Source organism: Bradyrhizobium sp. 930_D9_N1_4, assembly GCF_052076015.1.
Taxonomy (GTDB): domain Bacteria; phylum Pseudomonadota; class Alphaproteobacteria; order Rhizobiales; family Xanthobacteraceae; genus Bradyrhizobium.
Window position 1 is genome coordinate 5,339,001 of the sequence record NZ_CP197236.1, and the last position, 13,519, is coordinate 5,352,519.

The following is a 13,519-nucleotide window of genomic DNA, read 5'->3' on the forward strand; positions in this document are numbered from 1 at the left end:
CGCGCAAAGCGCGGCCTGCAGGGCGTAACCCACCTCATCTTGTCTCGGCGGAAACAGACAGCGGTGGGTTACGCTGACGCTAACCCACCCTACGCACTTACCCTCACCGCCCGGTCCACACCGGCTTCCTCTTCTCGCCGAACGCCTTCAGCCCCTCCTTCGCATCCTCGGTCATCGCGAGCAGCGCGATCTGGCTTTCGGTGTAGGCAATGCTCTCATCGAACGACATCGAGGCGATGGCGCGCATGGCGTATTTGCCACGGCGGATCGCGGTCGGGGATTTGTCGACGATGCGGCCGATCAGCCAGTCGACCTTGGCATCGAGCTCAGCCGTGGGCACGATGTAGTTGAGCAGGCCCGCAGCTTGCGCGGCCTTCGCATCGAACGGCTCCCCGGTCAACGCCCATTCGTTGACCAGGCGCGGCGGCGCGATGCTCTGCAACAAGCTCAGCACCTGCATCGGAAACACCCCGACCTTCACCTCCGGCAGGCCGAAGATGACGTGATCGGCAGCAACCGCCGTGTCGGTCATGCACAACAGTCCCATGCCGCCGGCCATGCAGACGCCGCCGACGCGTGCAATTGCCGGCTTCGTGGCGTTCTGCGACAGGCGCAACAGATCGGCGTAGTCGACATTCGGCCTGGAATGATCCATCGCGAACGCCGCGCCGGAATTCTGCAAATCGGCACCGGCGCAAAACGCCTTGTCGCCCGCCCCCGTCAGCACGATGACGCGGACGTCCTTGTCGTCATGCGCGTCACGATAGCCTTTGGTGATGCCGGCGATGACGTCGCCGTTCAACGCGTTGCGTTTCTCTGGCCGGTTGATGGTGATCCAGAACGCCTGCCCGCGCTTCTCAGTGATGACGGCTGTGGTGTCGCTCATGGCCTTGCTTGCTCCCGTTTTGCAGCCATTTGCGGCAGCTCGGGCACGGCGTGCAAGGGCAATCTGCGGCGAGGCTCAGCTTTAGCGCCTCGACACAAATCAGCGAGGCGATCGAAGCAGAGCGGTCAGGCCGAGGCCGCTTTCCTGATCCAGACCTTGTTGTCGTGGAACGCGGCGCCACCGATCGGCGCGATCGTATCGGCTCCCGTCAGCATGTTGATGCCGCGGCCGCCGATATGGTTCTTGTTCGGATGCACGGATTCCGCGATCAGCACGCCGCGCCGCACGCCGTCGAACAGCGTGGCAATCAGCGAGGTCTCGCCGCGGGTGTTGCCGAGCGTCACGGCGTCACCGTCGGCGATGTCGAGCGCGGCTGCGTCCAACGGATGAATCATCACGCTCGCCTTGCCCTCGCGTGCCTGCGAGGACGGCGTCTCGTTGAAGGTGGTGTTGAGGAAGCTGCGCGACGGGCTGGTCGCGAGCCGGAACGGATGGACCTGATCGGCATGCTCGATCACCGCCCAATGGTCCGGCAGCGATGGCATCTTGTCGAAATCGCCCATGGTCCGGCCGAATGGCGGATGCGCCCAATCGGCTTTAAAATGGAATTTTTTGTCGGCATGTGCAAAGCCGTCGAGATAATGCGAGGTGCGGAAGTCCGGTTGCAGATCGCGCCAGATATCGGCTTCGAGGCCGGCGATGTCGCCATGACTGCTGAGCTTCAGCGTCGCGTCGATCAATTCGCGCGGTGACATGTCAAATCCCTGATGCTTCGCACCGAGCCGCGGCGCCAGCGCCTGCATCACCTCGTGGTTGGAGCGGCATTCGCCGGGCGGGTCGATCAGCTTGGGCCCAACTGAGATGTGCTGATGGCCGCCGCCGTAATAGAGATCGTCATGCTCCATGAACATGGTCGCGGGCAGTACGATGTCGGCCATCAGCGCCGTCTCGGTCATGAACTGCTCGTGCACCGCGACGAACAGATCCTCACGCGCAAAGCCCTGGCGGACCAGCGCCTGCTCGGGCGCCACCGTCATCGGGTTGGTATTCTGGATCAGCATCGCCTTGACCGGACCCCTGCCGAGCAGGGCCTCGGAATCGCCGGTGAGGATGCGGCCGATCTGCGACTGGTCGAGCGCGCGCGTGTTTGGGTCGATCGCGTCGTGGCCTTCGATGATGGATTCGTTGAAGTGCCACAGCGCGTAGTTGTTGAAGAAGGCGCCGCCGCCCTCATATTGCCAGGCGCCGGTTACCGCAGGAATGCAGTTCGCGGCATGCATCTGCGTCGCGCCGTTGCGCGAGCGGGTGAAGCCGTAGCCAAGCCGGAAGAAGGTCCGCTTGGTCTCGCCGACCGCCTTCGCGAAGGCCTCGATCTCCGACACCGGCACGCCGCAGATGGCAGAGGCCCATTCCGGCGTGCGCGTCTTCAGATGTGCCTCGAGCTCGGCGGTGAAGTCGGTGTATTTGTCCATATAGGTGCGGTCGGCATAGCCGTCGCGGAACAGCACATGCATGACGCCGCAGGCAAACGCGCCGTCGGTGCCGGGCCGCAGGATGATCTTGATGTCAGCCTGCTTCATGGTGTCGTTGTCGTAGATGTCCACGGCCGCGATCCTGGCTCCGCGCTCCTTGCGGGCTCGTGCGGCGTGCGTCATCACGTTGACCTGGGTGTTGACGGGATTGGTGCCCCAGATCACCACGAGGTCGGAGAGCGCCATCTCGCGCGGATCGGCGCCGGCGATCTTGCCGGTGCCGATCGCAAAGCCGATGCGCCCGACATTGGCGCAGATGGTCTGGTAGAAGCGCGAATATTTCTTCACATGCGTGAGGCGATTGAGGCCATCCCGCATCACCAGCCCCATCGTGCCGGCATAGTAATAGGGCCAGATCGATTCCGCGCCGAACTCACGCTCGGCCTGGTTGAAGCGATGCCCGATCTCATCGAGCGCCTCGTCCCAGGTGATCCGCGCGAACTGGCCGGAGCCCTTGGGTCCGGTGCGGCGCATCGGAAATGTCACCCTCTCAGGATGATGGATGCGCTCGGCGTAACGGGCGACCTTGGCGCAGACGACGCCGGCCGTATAGGTCTGCTTCTTCGAACCGCGAACGCGCCCGATGCTGCGGCCTTCGACGACCTCGATGTCGAGGGCGCAGGCCGACGGACAATCGTGCGGACAGGTCGAGTGGCGGATTTCGATCTTGGCGTGCTGGTTCATGCCAAATTCGTAACACCAAAATACCTGCCAGCCGAGGGCATTTATCCGGCAACGCCCATGCGATTTGCTCAATTCGCGCGCGGCGACGGTTCCTGCCGCGGCTGCGAAGACGGCGCGCCACACCGGAATTCGCCCGTTATTCCCGACATGATCGGCATCGTGAGGCGTCGACAGTCCGCATCCCCTGCCGCTACAGTGCCGGCCAACAAGAATGACATCAGGGAGGTAGGCGTGATGGCCCGACGAATTATGCTGGCAGTGGCCGCCGGCCTGCTCGGCGCATGCGCCGCAACCCCCTCGTTGGCACAGGATTACCCCAACCACGCGGTCCGGATCGTGGTCCCCTTCGGTGCCGGCGGCCCGGCCGATGTCGCGGCCCGGCTGATCGGCAACGTGTTCCAGGAGAGCTTTGGCCAGCCTTTCGTGATCGAGAACCGCACCGGCGCCGGCGGCGTCATCGGCACGGTCGAGGCGGCGAAATCGCCGGCCGACGGCTACACGCTGCTGATGATGTCCAACACCCAGACCGCGAACGAATCGCTGCTGACGCCGGACAAGCGCAAGTACGAGTTGATGCGCGACCTCGTGCCGATTGCGCCGGTGAACTATTCCGATCTCGTCATCGTGGTGAACCCGCAAGTCCCGGCAAAATCGTTGCAGGAGTTCATCGCACTCGCCAAGGCGCAGCCGGGCAAACTGAACTACGCTTCCTCCGGCCAGGGCACGCCCTATCACATGGCGGGCGAGCTGTTCAAAGCCATGGCGGGCATCGACATCGTCCACGTCCCCTACCGCAACAGCGGCGAAGCGCGGAGCGGCGTGATCGGCGGGCAGGTGCAGATGATGATCGACGCCGTGCCGGCGATGGCGCCGAACATCGGCGAGAACCAAGTCCGCGCGCTGGCGACCACCGGCAAGCAGCGCTCCGCGGTGCTGCAGAACGTTCCGACGGCCGGCGAAGCCGGTATAGCCGGCTATGAGGCGACAATCTGGCTCGGGCTGATGGCGCCGGCCGGCACGCCGAAACCCGTCATCGACAAGCTCAACGCCGCCGTGAACGCGATGGTGAAGCGGCCCGACATCATCAAGCTCTGGACTGAGCAGGGTGCCGTGCCCATGTCGATGACGCCCGCCGAATTCGACACATTCCTGCGCGGCGACATCGAAAAATGGGCCGATGTCGTCAAGAAATTCGACAAGTCCTGAGGGCCGCAAACCGAATGGCCGTCATTCAATTCCAGCTCAACGGCACGTCGACGGCCGTTGATGTCGCCCCGGATCAGACGCTGCTCGACGTGCTGCGCGGCCGGCTCGGCGTCACCGGTTCGCATTTCGGCTGCGGCGCCGGTGAATGCGGCGCCTGTCACGTCATGGTCGGCGGCCGCGCCATGGCCTCCTGCGACATGCCGATGTGGTCGGTCGCGGACCAGGACGTCGTCACGGTCGAAGGCCTCGGGACAGTGGAGCATCCGCATCCGCTGCAACGCGCCTTCATCGCCGAACAGGCGATGCAATGCGGCTACTGCGTCTCGGGAATCCTGATCAGCGCGGCGGCGCTGCTGAAGCGCAACCCGTCGCCGACGGAAGCGGAGGTGAAAGCGGCGCTGGATCGCAACCTGTGCCGCTGCGGATCGCATAACCGCATCGTCCGCGCTGTGCTGCGGGCGGCCTCGGAGATGGCCAGCCGATGACGTCCCCTGCTCCGAAACTCCCGGTCAGTCTGGTCGCCAATCCAAGATTGTCGTCCTGGGTCAAATTCACCGGCGAAGGCCGTGTGACGATCTCGCCTGGCAAGGTCGAGATCGGCCAGGGCATCGTCACGGCGCTGGCCCAGATCGCGGCGGACGAGCTTGATGTGGATATTGGCCGCGTCGAAATGATCCGCGCCTCGACGGCGATCAGCCCGAACGAGGGCGTTACATCGGGCAGCCTTTCGGTGCAGCAGTCCGGCCGCGCGCTACGCCATGTCTGCGCCGACGTTCGCCAAGGCTTCCTCAACGCAGCCTCGGAACGTCTCGGCGTCGACGCTTCGCTGCTCGCTATCGAGGACGGCACGATCTCGGGCCCGGGCAACGTCAGGACCAGCTATTGGGAACTCGCCGGCGAGGTCTCGCTCGACCACGACGTCAGCACGGGCGCCGTGGCCAAGCCAGCAGCGACACGCGCCCTCGCCGGACGTTCGGTCCAGCGCGTCGATATTCCCGACAAGGTGTTCGCACGGCCGCGCTTCATCCACGACCTTGCGCTGCCCGACCTCTTGCACGGGCGTGTGCTGCGGCCGGACATCCCGGGTGCCAAATTGATCGCACTCGACGAGACGGCTGCGCGAGCCGCCTCCGGCCTCGTCGCCATCGTCCGCGACGGCGACTTTGCCGGCGTTGTCGCCGACAGCGAGGCCGCTGCAGAAGCCGCGCTGAAAGCCTTGCGCAAGGGCGCGACATGGTCTGCCGGCGAACCACTGCCCGATGAGGATGAACTCGCCGGATTTTTGAAGAGCCAACCCGTCGAAACGACTGTCATCGACACGAGAACCGCAGCAACGACGAAAAAGGCTGCACGCAGTTGCCGCCGGCAATACATCCGCCCCTACATCGCACATGCCTCCATCGCGCCATCCTGCGCCTTGGCGCGATGGGACGGCGATCGCGTTCACGTCTGGACGCACAGCCAGGGCGTTTATTTGCTGCGCGCCGATCTCGCGATCGTGCTCAAGCTGCCGGCAGAAAACATCGTCGTCGAACACATGGAGGGCGCCGGCTGCTACGGGCATAACGCCGCCGACGACGTCGCGCTCGATGCCGTGCTGCTGGCGAAGGCCGCTCGCGGCCAGCCGGTGCGGGTGCAATGGTCGCGTCACGACGAGATGTTCCACGCGCCGTTCGGCGCGGCGATGGCCGTCGAGATCGAGGCCGATCTCGACGCGGATAACGAGATCGTCGGCTGGCGCCATGCGATCTGGAGCAACGGCCACGCGGCGCGGCCGGGGCGCGCGGCCCAGCCGGCGCTGCTTGCGGCAACCGAGATCGCAAATCCCTACCCTCGCATGATCTCGACGAACCCGCCCGCCGCGAATGGCGGCGGTGGCGACCGCAACTCCGTTCCGCTCTATGACCTCCCGGCCTGGACCATCACAAGCCATCGGCTGCTGACGATGCCAGTGCGCACCTCGGCGCTGCGGACCCTGGGCGCGCAAGGCAATGTGTTCGCCATCGAATCCCTGCTCGACGAGATCGCCACACTGCGCGGCGAAGACCCGATCGCATTCCGTTTGCGGCACTTGAGCGATGAACGCGCGAAGGACGTCATTCGTGCCGCCGCACGACGCGCGCAATGGAAGCCACCGAAGCGGGCCGGCATCGGTCACGGCGTCGGCTTCGCTCGCTACAAGGGCACCGGAGCCTACTGCGCCGCGATTGCAGAGATCGAAGGCACAGATGATATCCGCGTCAGGCGATTGACGCTGGCGGTCGATGTCGGCGAGATCATCAATCCGGACGGCATCATCAACCAGATCGAGGGCGGCGCGATCCAGGCCACGAGCTGGGCGCTGAAGGAACGCGTCCGCTTCGACCGGACACGCATCACATCGACGTCATGGGCGGATTATCCGATCCTGACATTCAGCGAGGTGCCGCGGGTAGATGTCGAAATCATCCAGCGGCCGGAGATCGAGCCGGTCGGCGCAGGCGAGGCCGCACACGGCCCCGTGACGGCGGCGATCGCCAATGCAGTCCATGATTGCCTCGGCGTACGCGTGCGCGACCTGCCGATTACCCGCGACAAGATCATCGCAGCCATGGAGCTCGCATCGTGACGACAGTGACCATTTTGAGCGGCGGTGCAGCGCAAGGCCTGGTGCGCGGGCTCGCCGATGCCTTCAAGGCGCAAACCGGATTCGGCATCGATGGCGAATTCGGTGCGGTCGGTGTGATGGCCGACAAGCTGCGTGCGGGCGCGCCGGCCGATCTCGTCATCCTGACGCAGACCCTGCTTGCAAAGCTTTCCGAGAAGCAACTCGTCGTCCCCGCCTCGATCGCGGATGTCGGCCGGGTCGAGACCGCGCTGGCGGTCCGCAATCGCGATCCCAGGGTGACGGTGAAGACCGAAGCCGATTTGCGCGAGGTGCTGCGGTCCGCCAGCGCGATCTACGTCCCGGATGTGAAGGCCTCGACTGCTGGACAACATTTCGCAAAGGTACTGGATCAACTCGGCATCGCCTATGAGGTCACCTCGCGCCTCAAGATCTTTCCAAACGGCGCGACCGCAATGCGCGAGCTTGCGGCGTCCACCGCCACGAATCCCATCGGCTGCACCCAGGCGACCGAGATCATCGCAACCGAGGGCATCGCGCTGTCAGGGTCGCTGCCGCCCGGATGCGAGCTCGTGACGATGTACACGGCCGGCGTGACCGCGCGGGCCGCGCATCCGAATGAGGCGGCCGCGCTGGTCGCGCTGCTGACTGGCGCAGACCAAAGGGAGCTGCGCCAGCGCGTGGGTTTTGCCGGCTAGGCGCGGCTGGCCGACCTATTTGTGCAGCTGGGTGAGACCGGTCGGCGGCCCGTCGACGGCCGTCCAGCCGCCATCGACGAACAGCGTGCTGCCGCTGACATAGCTTGCGGCGTCCGAGGCGAGATAGGCCACCGCGGTCGCAACCTCGTCGGCACTGCTCCAGCGGTTGAACACGGTGTGGCCGGCATAGAGGTTGTAGATGTCCGGCCGCTGCTTGAACGGGCCGGTCAACGCGGTCTCGGCGATGCTCGGCGCGATCGCGTTGACGCGTACGCCCGCGTGGCCAACCTCGGAGGCAAAACCCTTCACGAGGAGGCCGATCGCCGCCTTGGTCGAACCGTAGACGCCGAGGCCCGGCTCGATGGTCACCGCGCGCACCGAGGAGCAGGCGATGATGCTGCCGCCCTTCTGTTCGACCATGATCCGGCCGAAGGCCTGGAAGAACCAGACCGTGCCCTTGACGTTGAGGTTCAGGACGCGGTCGAGATCCTCCTCGGTGTAGTCGAGGATGGTCTTGCGGATGTTGAGGCCGGGCGTCGTCACGGCGATGTCCAGCCGCGCGAATTTCTGCATCACGAACTTGGCCAGCGCGTTGACGTCCGCAGCGCTCGCAGCATCGCAAGCGGCAGCTTCCGCCCAGCCGCCCTTGTCGCGAATGCCGGCGGCGGCGGCCTCCGCTGCGTCAAGCGCGCGATCGGCGCAGACGACCCGGGCCCCTAACCCGGCCAGCGCCTCGGCCGACGATTTGCCGATGCCCGAAGCGGCGCCGAGCACCACGGCCGTCTTGCCGGTGAGATCGAAGAGCTTGCGATAGTCAGTCACGAACGGATTCTCCCTGTGTTGCTGCTATCCCTTGTAGCCCATCAACAGGCGGGGCAGCCACAGCGAGAATGCGGGGACGTAGGTCACGAACATCAGAGCTGCGATCAGCGCGGCATAGAACGGCAGGATGGTGCGCATCACCGCGCCCACCGAGATGCCGCCGATGGCGCAGCCGACGAACTGCGTGGTTCCAACCGGCGGGGTATTCAGCCCCAGCGCACAGTTGATCAGCATCAGCATGCCGAACTGCACCGGATCCATACCCGCCTTCATCGCGATCGGCAGGAAGATCGGCGTGCAGATCAGGATCGTCGCCGCCATGTCCATGAACGTGCCGAGCACGAACAGGATGATGTTGATCAGCAGGAAGATCACCCAGGGTTGCGACGAGACCTTGCTCATGACGTCGCCGGCGAAGTCGGCAACCTCGTAGAGTCCCATCAGATACTGGAACATGGTGGAGACGCCGATCAGCAGCAGCACCACGCCCGTCGTCTTCACCGCCTTCGCCGCAGCCCGCAGGAAGTTCGGCAAGGTCATGGTGCGGTAGATGAAGAACGTCAGCAGGATCGTGTAGGTGACCGCGACGGCTGCGGATTCAGTTGCGGTGAAGACCCCGGACAGGATGCCAGCCAGGATGATGCCGACGATCAGAAGGCCCGGCAAAGCGGCCGCGAACGAACGGAACACCTCGGCCCAGCCGGGAAACTTGCCGGCCGGATAGCCGCGCTTCACCGCGACCGCGTAAGCTGCGGCCAGCATGCACACCATCAACACCAGCGCCGGCAGGAGGCCCGCGGCGATCAGCGCACCGATCGAGACCTTGCCGCCGGCGGCAAGCGCATAGATGATCATGTTGTGGCTGGTCGGCATCAGCGCCCCGACCAGCGAAGCGTGGGTGGTGACGTTGACGGCGTAGTCGGTGTCAAACCCTTCCTTCTTCATCATCGGGATCATCACCGCGCCCATGGCCGACACGTCTGCGACCGGCGAGCCGGACACGCCGCCGAACAGCGTGCAGGCCACCACGTTCGACATGCCGAGCCCGCCGCGGATGTGTCCGACGAGGTTCTTCGCAAGCTGCACGATCTTGTCGGCGACGCCGCCATGCAGCATCAGCTCACCGCTGAAGACAAAGAAGGGGATCGCGAGGAACGAAAAGATGTTCATCCCCGACATCATTTGCTGGAAGATGACGGCGACCGGCAGGCCTTCGTAGAGGATCGTGCAGATCGCCGAGAGGCCGATCGCGAAGGCGACGGGGACGCCAAGGACCAGAAAGCCGAAGAACGTGGCGCCGAGGATGATCAGTTCCATGAGGGGACGACCTCTTCGCCGCGCAGGAGAGCAATGATGTGTTCGATTGAGAAAGAGACAATCAGGGCGCCGGAGGCGATCAGCGGCACGTAGCGGATGACCTCGGGCAGGCCGAGATTGGGGATATGCACGGTCCCGACCGACGCGCCGAGGATCCAGCCGTTGTAGACCATCGCAACGCCGAAAATCGCCACCAGAACGTGGATCACGAGTTCGATCTTCTCGCGCAAGTGATCAGGCAGCATGACCAGCAGACTGTCCATGCCGATATGCCCGGCATCGCGCACGCCGACGGCGGCACCGATCAGCGTGACATAGAGAATCAGGACCAGCGCAAGGTTCTCCGTCCAGGTCGGACTGGAGTTGAGCACGTAACGCCCGAACACCTGGTAGAACACGATGGTGACGATGACGAGCAGGCCGGTCACCGACAGATACATGCCCAGGCGAGCGACGACGGCATTAGTCCGCGACAGCAGGTTGGTCGACGGACGTCCGGCAATCTCCTGCTCGTGGCTTGCGACATGTGGGTCTGTCATCCAGGTCTCCTTGGCCGTCTCCTTGCGGGGGTCCGGTGCCGCCTCGCTGCGACGCCGGGCCCGACGCTTATGGTCTTACTTCGTGTCCTGGATACGCTTGACGAGGCCCTTCAGCTTCTCGTCACCGGCGAACTTGTCGTAGACCGGCTTCATCGCGTTGACGAACTCCGCCTTGTTGGCGATCGTGACGACCTGAACGCCGGCCGCCTCGACGGTCTTGCGGGAGGCCTGCTCGCGCTCGTCCCAGAGCTTGCGCATGACAGGCACGGATTCCTTGGCAGCCTTGCGGACCATCGCCTGATCTTCCTTGCTCAGCGTGTCCCAGACCTTCTTGGACATCACGAGAACTTCGGGCGCCAGCGAGTGCTCGGTGACGTTGTAGAACTTGGCCGCCTCGAAGTGACGCGAGGACTCATAGGAGGGCCAGTTGTTCTCGGCAGCGTCCACGAGGCCGGTCTTGAGCGCGGTGTAGACCTCGCCATACGGCATCGGCGTCGGGTTGGCGCCGAGGCTCTGGATCATGCCGACCCACAGGTCGGATTGCTGGACGCGGATCTTGAGGCCCTTGAGGTCGGCGAGCGACTTGACCGGGGCCTTCACGGTGTAGATGGACCGGGCGCCGCTGTCGTAATAGGCAAGGCCGACCAGACCTGCGGGCTCCATGGCTGCCAGGATCTCGTCGCCGATCGGGCCGTCAAGGACCGTGCGCATGTGCTGGGTGTCGCGGAACACGAAGGGCAGGCACAGCGCGATGGTCTCGGGCACGAAATTGTTCAGCGGCGATGCGTTGATCCGCATCATGTCGAGCGCGCCGATCTTCAGCTGCTCGATCGTGTCCTTCTCGGAGCCGAGCGCGCCGTTGGGAAACACCTTCACGCCGAGCTTGCCGCCGCTCGCCGTCGCGAGCTGCTTGCCCATGAACTTGACGGCCTCGACGGTCGGATAATCAGCTGGGTGGATGTCGGCGGAGCGGAAATCGCGTGCGGTCGCGAAGGGCGCAGAGACCGCCAGCGTAGCAGCTGCGATGATACCGATCAGTGTCTTCATCTGGGTTTCCTCCTGAGTTGATTATGTCGTCGTTGGGCAGGTGCTGCCGGTCGCCTTGGGTCGCTCCACTTCAGCTGTGAAGTCAAGCGTCACAACCGCGCCACCTTGGTAGGATTGCGCGACGGAGTCGAGTGGGTTTGGCTGGCTGATGACGGCGCGCAGATCGATGCGGCGCCAGAGCGGCGTGGGCCGCTCCGGGTAATCCCGCCTCGCAGTCGGCCGCTGCCGGATGCGAGGTTACGATGCGCGTCGTATCCATGGACGTTCCTCTGGTGTTGTGCTTGACCGCTATTGGTTGCGGCTTTCAGGTTCGCGTAAGATGGTCACCCCATCCCGGTACGATGCGCGCTGCATCAGCGCGATGTCGCCCATGTCGTCCCTAGGGCGGGCGGCATTCTGTGTCCAAGCCAAATCCGGCATTGATCAATGCTGGAGTTGCATCGATCAATCAAGCGGGGGCTCAAGGCGGCCATCGCCGTTCATTTCCGACTTACCGAAATATGCCGCACGGGCGCGTGACTTGACGTCGTCTGCGCAGCCCCCTCAAGATGCGCTGAAATAGAATGCGCCACCTCGAGGGAATGCCCATGCCGCGGAAGCTGATCGATATTTCCGTGCCGCTCCGAAACGACGTGACAGCCGATCCGCCGGGCAATCACCCGACGATCCAGTATATCGATCACCAGCAGGGCCTGCCGCGCATGCTGCAATTTTTCGACGGCCTCAAGGCGCAGGACTTGCCGGACGGCCAGGGCTGGGCCGTCGAACAGGTCTCGCTGTCGACCCACAACGGCACGCATCTGGACGCACCCTGGCACTTCCACCCGACCATGAACCGCGGCGAGCGGTCATGGACGATCGACGAGGTGCCGCTGGAATGGTGCCTTCAACCCGGCGTGAAGCTCGACTTCCGGCATCTGCCGGACGGCTACGTGGTGGCGGCCTCCGATGTCGAGACGGAGCTGAAGCGGATCGGGCACACGCTGTCGCCGCTGGAGATCGTCGTCGTCAACACCAGCGCCGGCGCCAAATTCGGCCAGACCGACTACGTCAACTCCGGTTGCGGCATGGGCTACGAGGCCACTATGTATCTGCTCGAGCGCGGCGTGCGGCTGACCGGCACCGACGGCTGGAGCTGGGACGCGCCGTTCGTGTACACCGCGAAGAAATATGCTGAAACGAAAAATGCCGGCCTGATCTGGGAAGGCCACAAGGCGGGACGCCACATCGGCTATTGCCATCTCGAGAAATTGCACAATCTCGACAAGCTGCCTTCGACCGGATTTACGGTCTCATGCTTCCCGGTGAAGATCGAACGTGCGTCCGCGGGCTGGACGCGCGCGGTCGCCATCATCGACGATTAACAGCGAGACTTCACTCGCCGAGGCCGCTCTCGGCGAGCTCGCGCAGCGCATCGGTATCAAGCACGACGATGGCGCCGTGCTCGAGGCGAACCCAGCTGCGTCCGGCCCAGGCGCGCAATTGCTTGTTGATGCTCTCGCGCGTCATGCCCACCATCTCGCTGATCTCCTGCTGCGTGATGGCGAGCGTGCCGCTGCCGGAGTCGAGCTTGCGCTCTTCGGTGAGACCGAGCAGTGCGCTTGCGAGCCGGCCGGGCAGATTTTGCAGGATCACCTGCTCGACCTGCTGGCTGGTCCAGCGCAGGCGCGCGCAGAGCAACTCGATGAACTTCATCGCCAGCGCCGGCTGGCTCTTCACGAACGGCAGGAAGTCCCGGCGGTCGATGATGTAGAGCTCGCAATTGGTGTTGGCCGTCGCATCGGCCGAGCGCGGCGCACCGTCGAGCACCGCGATCTCGCCAAAGATTTCTCCCGGACCGATCAAGTTGAGAATGGCGTTCCGGCCGTCGGGCGACGAAGAGGAGATTTTTACTGTTCCCGTGATCACCGCAAACAGATTGTTGCCGGGATCGCCCTTGGCGGCGATCGTCGCACCGCGCTTCACCGTGGTATGCTTGGCATAGCGGCAGAGCTGGTCGAGCGCGTCCGGCTCTAGGTCCGCAAAGATCGGGTGCTTGCGCAGCACCGATAATTTGTTGCCCGCAGCTTGTCGGGGGTCGCCGGTCTTGTCCTGAGGCACGCCGCTGGGCTCCTAAGACTGCGAGGCACTGAAGTTCCTGCGTAGTCAACGTTAGCAGGCTTTTCAACCGGAAAGCATGCGCA

12 protein-coding genes are annotated in these 13,519 nt (G+C 64.4%); 5 read left to right on the top strand and 7 right to left on the bottom strand.

Going from position 1 to position 13,519, the window contains the following annotated elements; translation table 11 throughout:
• Nucleotides 1-103: 103 nt before the first annotated feature.
• Nucleotides 104-886, bottom strand: a complete 783-nt coding sequence (locus AB7532_RS25390; protein WP_441237426.1) for an enoyl-CoA hydratase/isomerase family protein — start codon at nt 884-886, stop codon at nt 104-106.
• A gap of 125 nt (nt 887-1,011) precedes the next feature.
• The gene (locus AB7532_RS25395; RefSeq protein ID WP_441237427.1) at nt 1,012-3,102 is read right to left on the bottom strand and encodes a molybdopterin-dependent oxidoreductase; all 2,091 of its coding nucleotides are present in this window, start codon (nt 3,100-3,102) and stop codon (nt 1,012-1,014) included.
• Between the two features lie 234 nt (nt 3,103-3,336).
• Here AB7532_RS25395 and AB7532_RS25400 point away from each other — a divergent pair, with 234 nt between their 5' ends.
• Genes AB7532_RS25400 through AB7532_RS25415 form a run of 4 tightly spaced genes read left to right on the top strand, consistent with a single transcriptional unit; the run spans nt 3,337 to nt 7,611 of the window.
• On the top strand, nt 3,337-4,308 hold the full coding sequence (locus AB7532_RS25400) for a tripartite tricarboxylate transporter substrate binding protein (protein WP_441237428.1): 972 nt from the start codon (nt 3,337-3,339) through the stop codon (nt 4,306-4,308).
• Nucleotides 4,309-4,322: 14 nt separating this feature from the next.
• A complete protein-coding gene (locus AB7532_RS25405; RefSeq protein ID WP_441237429.1) occupies nt 4,323-4,793 on the top strand; it encodes a (2Fe-2S)-binding protein in 471 nt (156 codons plus the stop codon).
• On the top strand, nt 4,790-6,916 hold the full coding sequence (locus tag AB7532_RS25410) for a molybdopterin cofactor-binding domain-containing protein (RefSeq protein ID WP_441237430.1): 2,127 nt from the start codon (nt 4,790-4,792) through the stop codon (nt 6,914-6,916). The genes AB7532_RS25405 and AB7532_RS25410 overlap by 4 nt, the downstream gene beginning before the upstream one ends.
• Nucleotides 6,913-7,611 (top strand): molybdate ABC transporter substrate-binding protein, encoded by a 699-nt coding sequence (locus tag AB7532_RS25415; protein WP_441237431.1) that lies wholly within the window; start codon nt 6,913-6,915, stop codon nt 7,609-7,611. The genes AB7532_RS25410 and AB7532_RS25415 overlap by 4 nt, the downstream gene beginning before the upstream one ends.
• A 15-nt stretch (nt 7,612-7,626) precedes the next feature.
• On the opposite strand, the gene AB7532_RS25420 is transcribed toward AB7532_RS25415, so the two are convergent.
• From AB7532_RS25420 to AB7532_RS25435, 4 genes are all read right to left on the bottom strand, one after another.
• Nucleotides 7,627-8,433 (bottom strand): SDR family NAD(P)-dependent oxidoreductase, encoded by an 807-nt coding sequence (locus tag AB7532_RS25420; protein ID WP_441237432.1) that lies wholly within the window; start codon nt 8,431-8,433, stop codon nt 7,627-7,629.
• Between the two features lie 24 nt (nt 8,434-8,457).
• Nucleotides 8,458-9,750: a TRAP transporter large permease gene (locus AB7532_RS25425; RefSeq protein ID WP_441237433.1), complete on the bottom strand. Its 1,293-nt coding sequence runs from the start codon at nt 9,748-9,750 to the stop codon at nt 8,458-8,460.
• Nucleotides 9,741-10,289: a TRAP transporter small permease gene (locus AB7532_RS25430; RefSeq protein ID WP_441237434.1), complete on the bottom strand. Its 549-nt coding sequence runs from the start codon at nt 10,287-10,289 to the stop codon at nt 9,741-9,743. Before AB7532_RS25430 ends, AB7532_RS25425 begins: the two co-directional genes overlap by 10 nt.
• A 75-nt stretch (nt 10,290-10,364) precedes the next feature.
• Nucleotides 10,365-11,336 carry a TRAP transporter substrate-binding protein gene (locus AB7532_RS25435; protein WP_441237435.1) on the bottom strand — a complete coding sequence of 324 codons (972 nt, stop codon included), beginning with the start codon at nt 11,334-11,336 and terminating at the stop codon, nt 10,365-10,367.
• 587 nt (nt 11,337-11,923) lie between these two features.
• Between AB7532_RS25435 and AB7532_RS25440 the strand changes: the two genes are divergently transcribed.
• Entirely contained in the window at nt 11,924-12,700 is a 777-nt protein-coding gene (locus AB7532_RS25440) for a cyclase family protein (protein ID WP_441237436.1), read from the top strand.
• Nucleotides 12,701-12,710: 10 nt separating this feature from the next.
• On the opposite strand, the gene AB7532_RS25445 is transcribed toward AB7532_RS25440, so the two are convergent.
• Nucleotides 12,711-13,436 carry a Crp/Fnr family transcriptional regulator gene (locus tag AB7532_RS25445; protein ID WP_441237437.1) on the bottom strand — a complete coding sequence of 242 codons (726 nt, stop codon included), beginning with the start codon at nt 13,434-13,436 and terminating at the stop codon, nt 12,711-12,713.
• Nucleotides 13,437-13,519: the final 83 nt, after the last annotated feature.

Excerpts from the sequence above, each read along its gene's own strand:
- AB7532_RS25435 (WP_441237435.1), bottom strand. The coding sequence starts at position 11,336 with ATGAAGACACTGATCGGTATCATCGCAGCTGCTACGCTGGCGGTCTCT.
- AB7532_RS25395 (WP_441237427.1), bottom strand. The coding sequence starts at position 3,102 with ATGAACCAGCACGCCAAGATCGAAATCCGCCACTCGACCTGTCCGCAC.
- AB7532_RS25430 (WP_441237434.1), bottom strand. The coding sequence starts at position 10,289 with ATGACAGACCCACATGTCGCAAGCCACGAGCAGGAGATTGCCGGACGT.
- AB7532_RS25440 (WP_441237436.1), top strand. The coding sequence starts at position 11,924 with ATGCCGCGGAAGCTGATCGATATTTCCGTGCCGCTCCGAAACGACGTG.
- AB7532_RS25390 (WP_441237426.1), bottom strand. The coding sequence starts at position 886 with ATGAGCGACACCACAGCCGTCATCACTGAGAAGCGCGGGCAGGCGTTC.
- AB7532_RS25400 (WP_441237428.1), top strand. The coding sequence starts at position 3,337 with ATGGCCCGACGAATTATGCTGGCAGTGGCCGCCGGCCTGCTCGGCGCA.
- AB7532_RS25425 (WP_441237433.1), bottom strand. The coding sequence starts at position 9,750 with ATGGAACTGATCATCCTCGGCGCCACGTTCTTCGGCTTTCTGGTCCTT.
- AB7532_RS25410 (WP_441237430.1), top strand. The coding sequence starts at position 4,790 with ATGACGTCCCCTGCTCCGAAACTCCCGGTCAGTCTGGTCGCCAATCCA.
- AB7532_RS25405 (WP_441237429.1), top strand. The coding sequence starts at position 4,323 with ATGGCCGTCATTCAATTCCAGCTCAACGGCACGTCGACGGCCGTTGAT.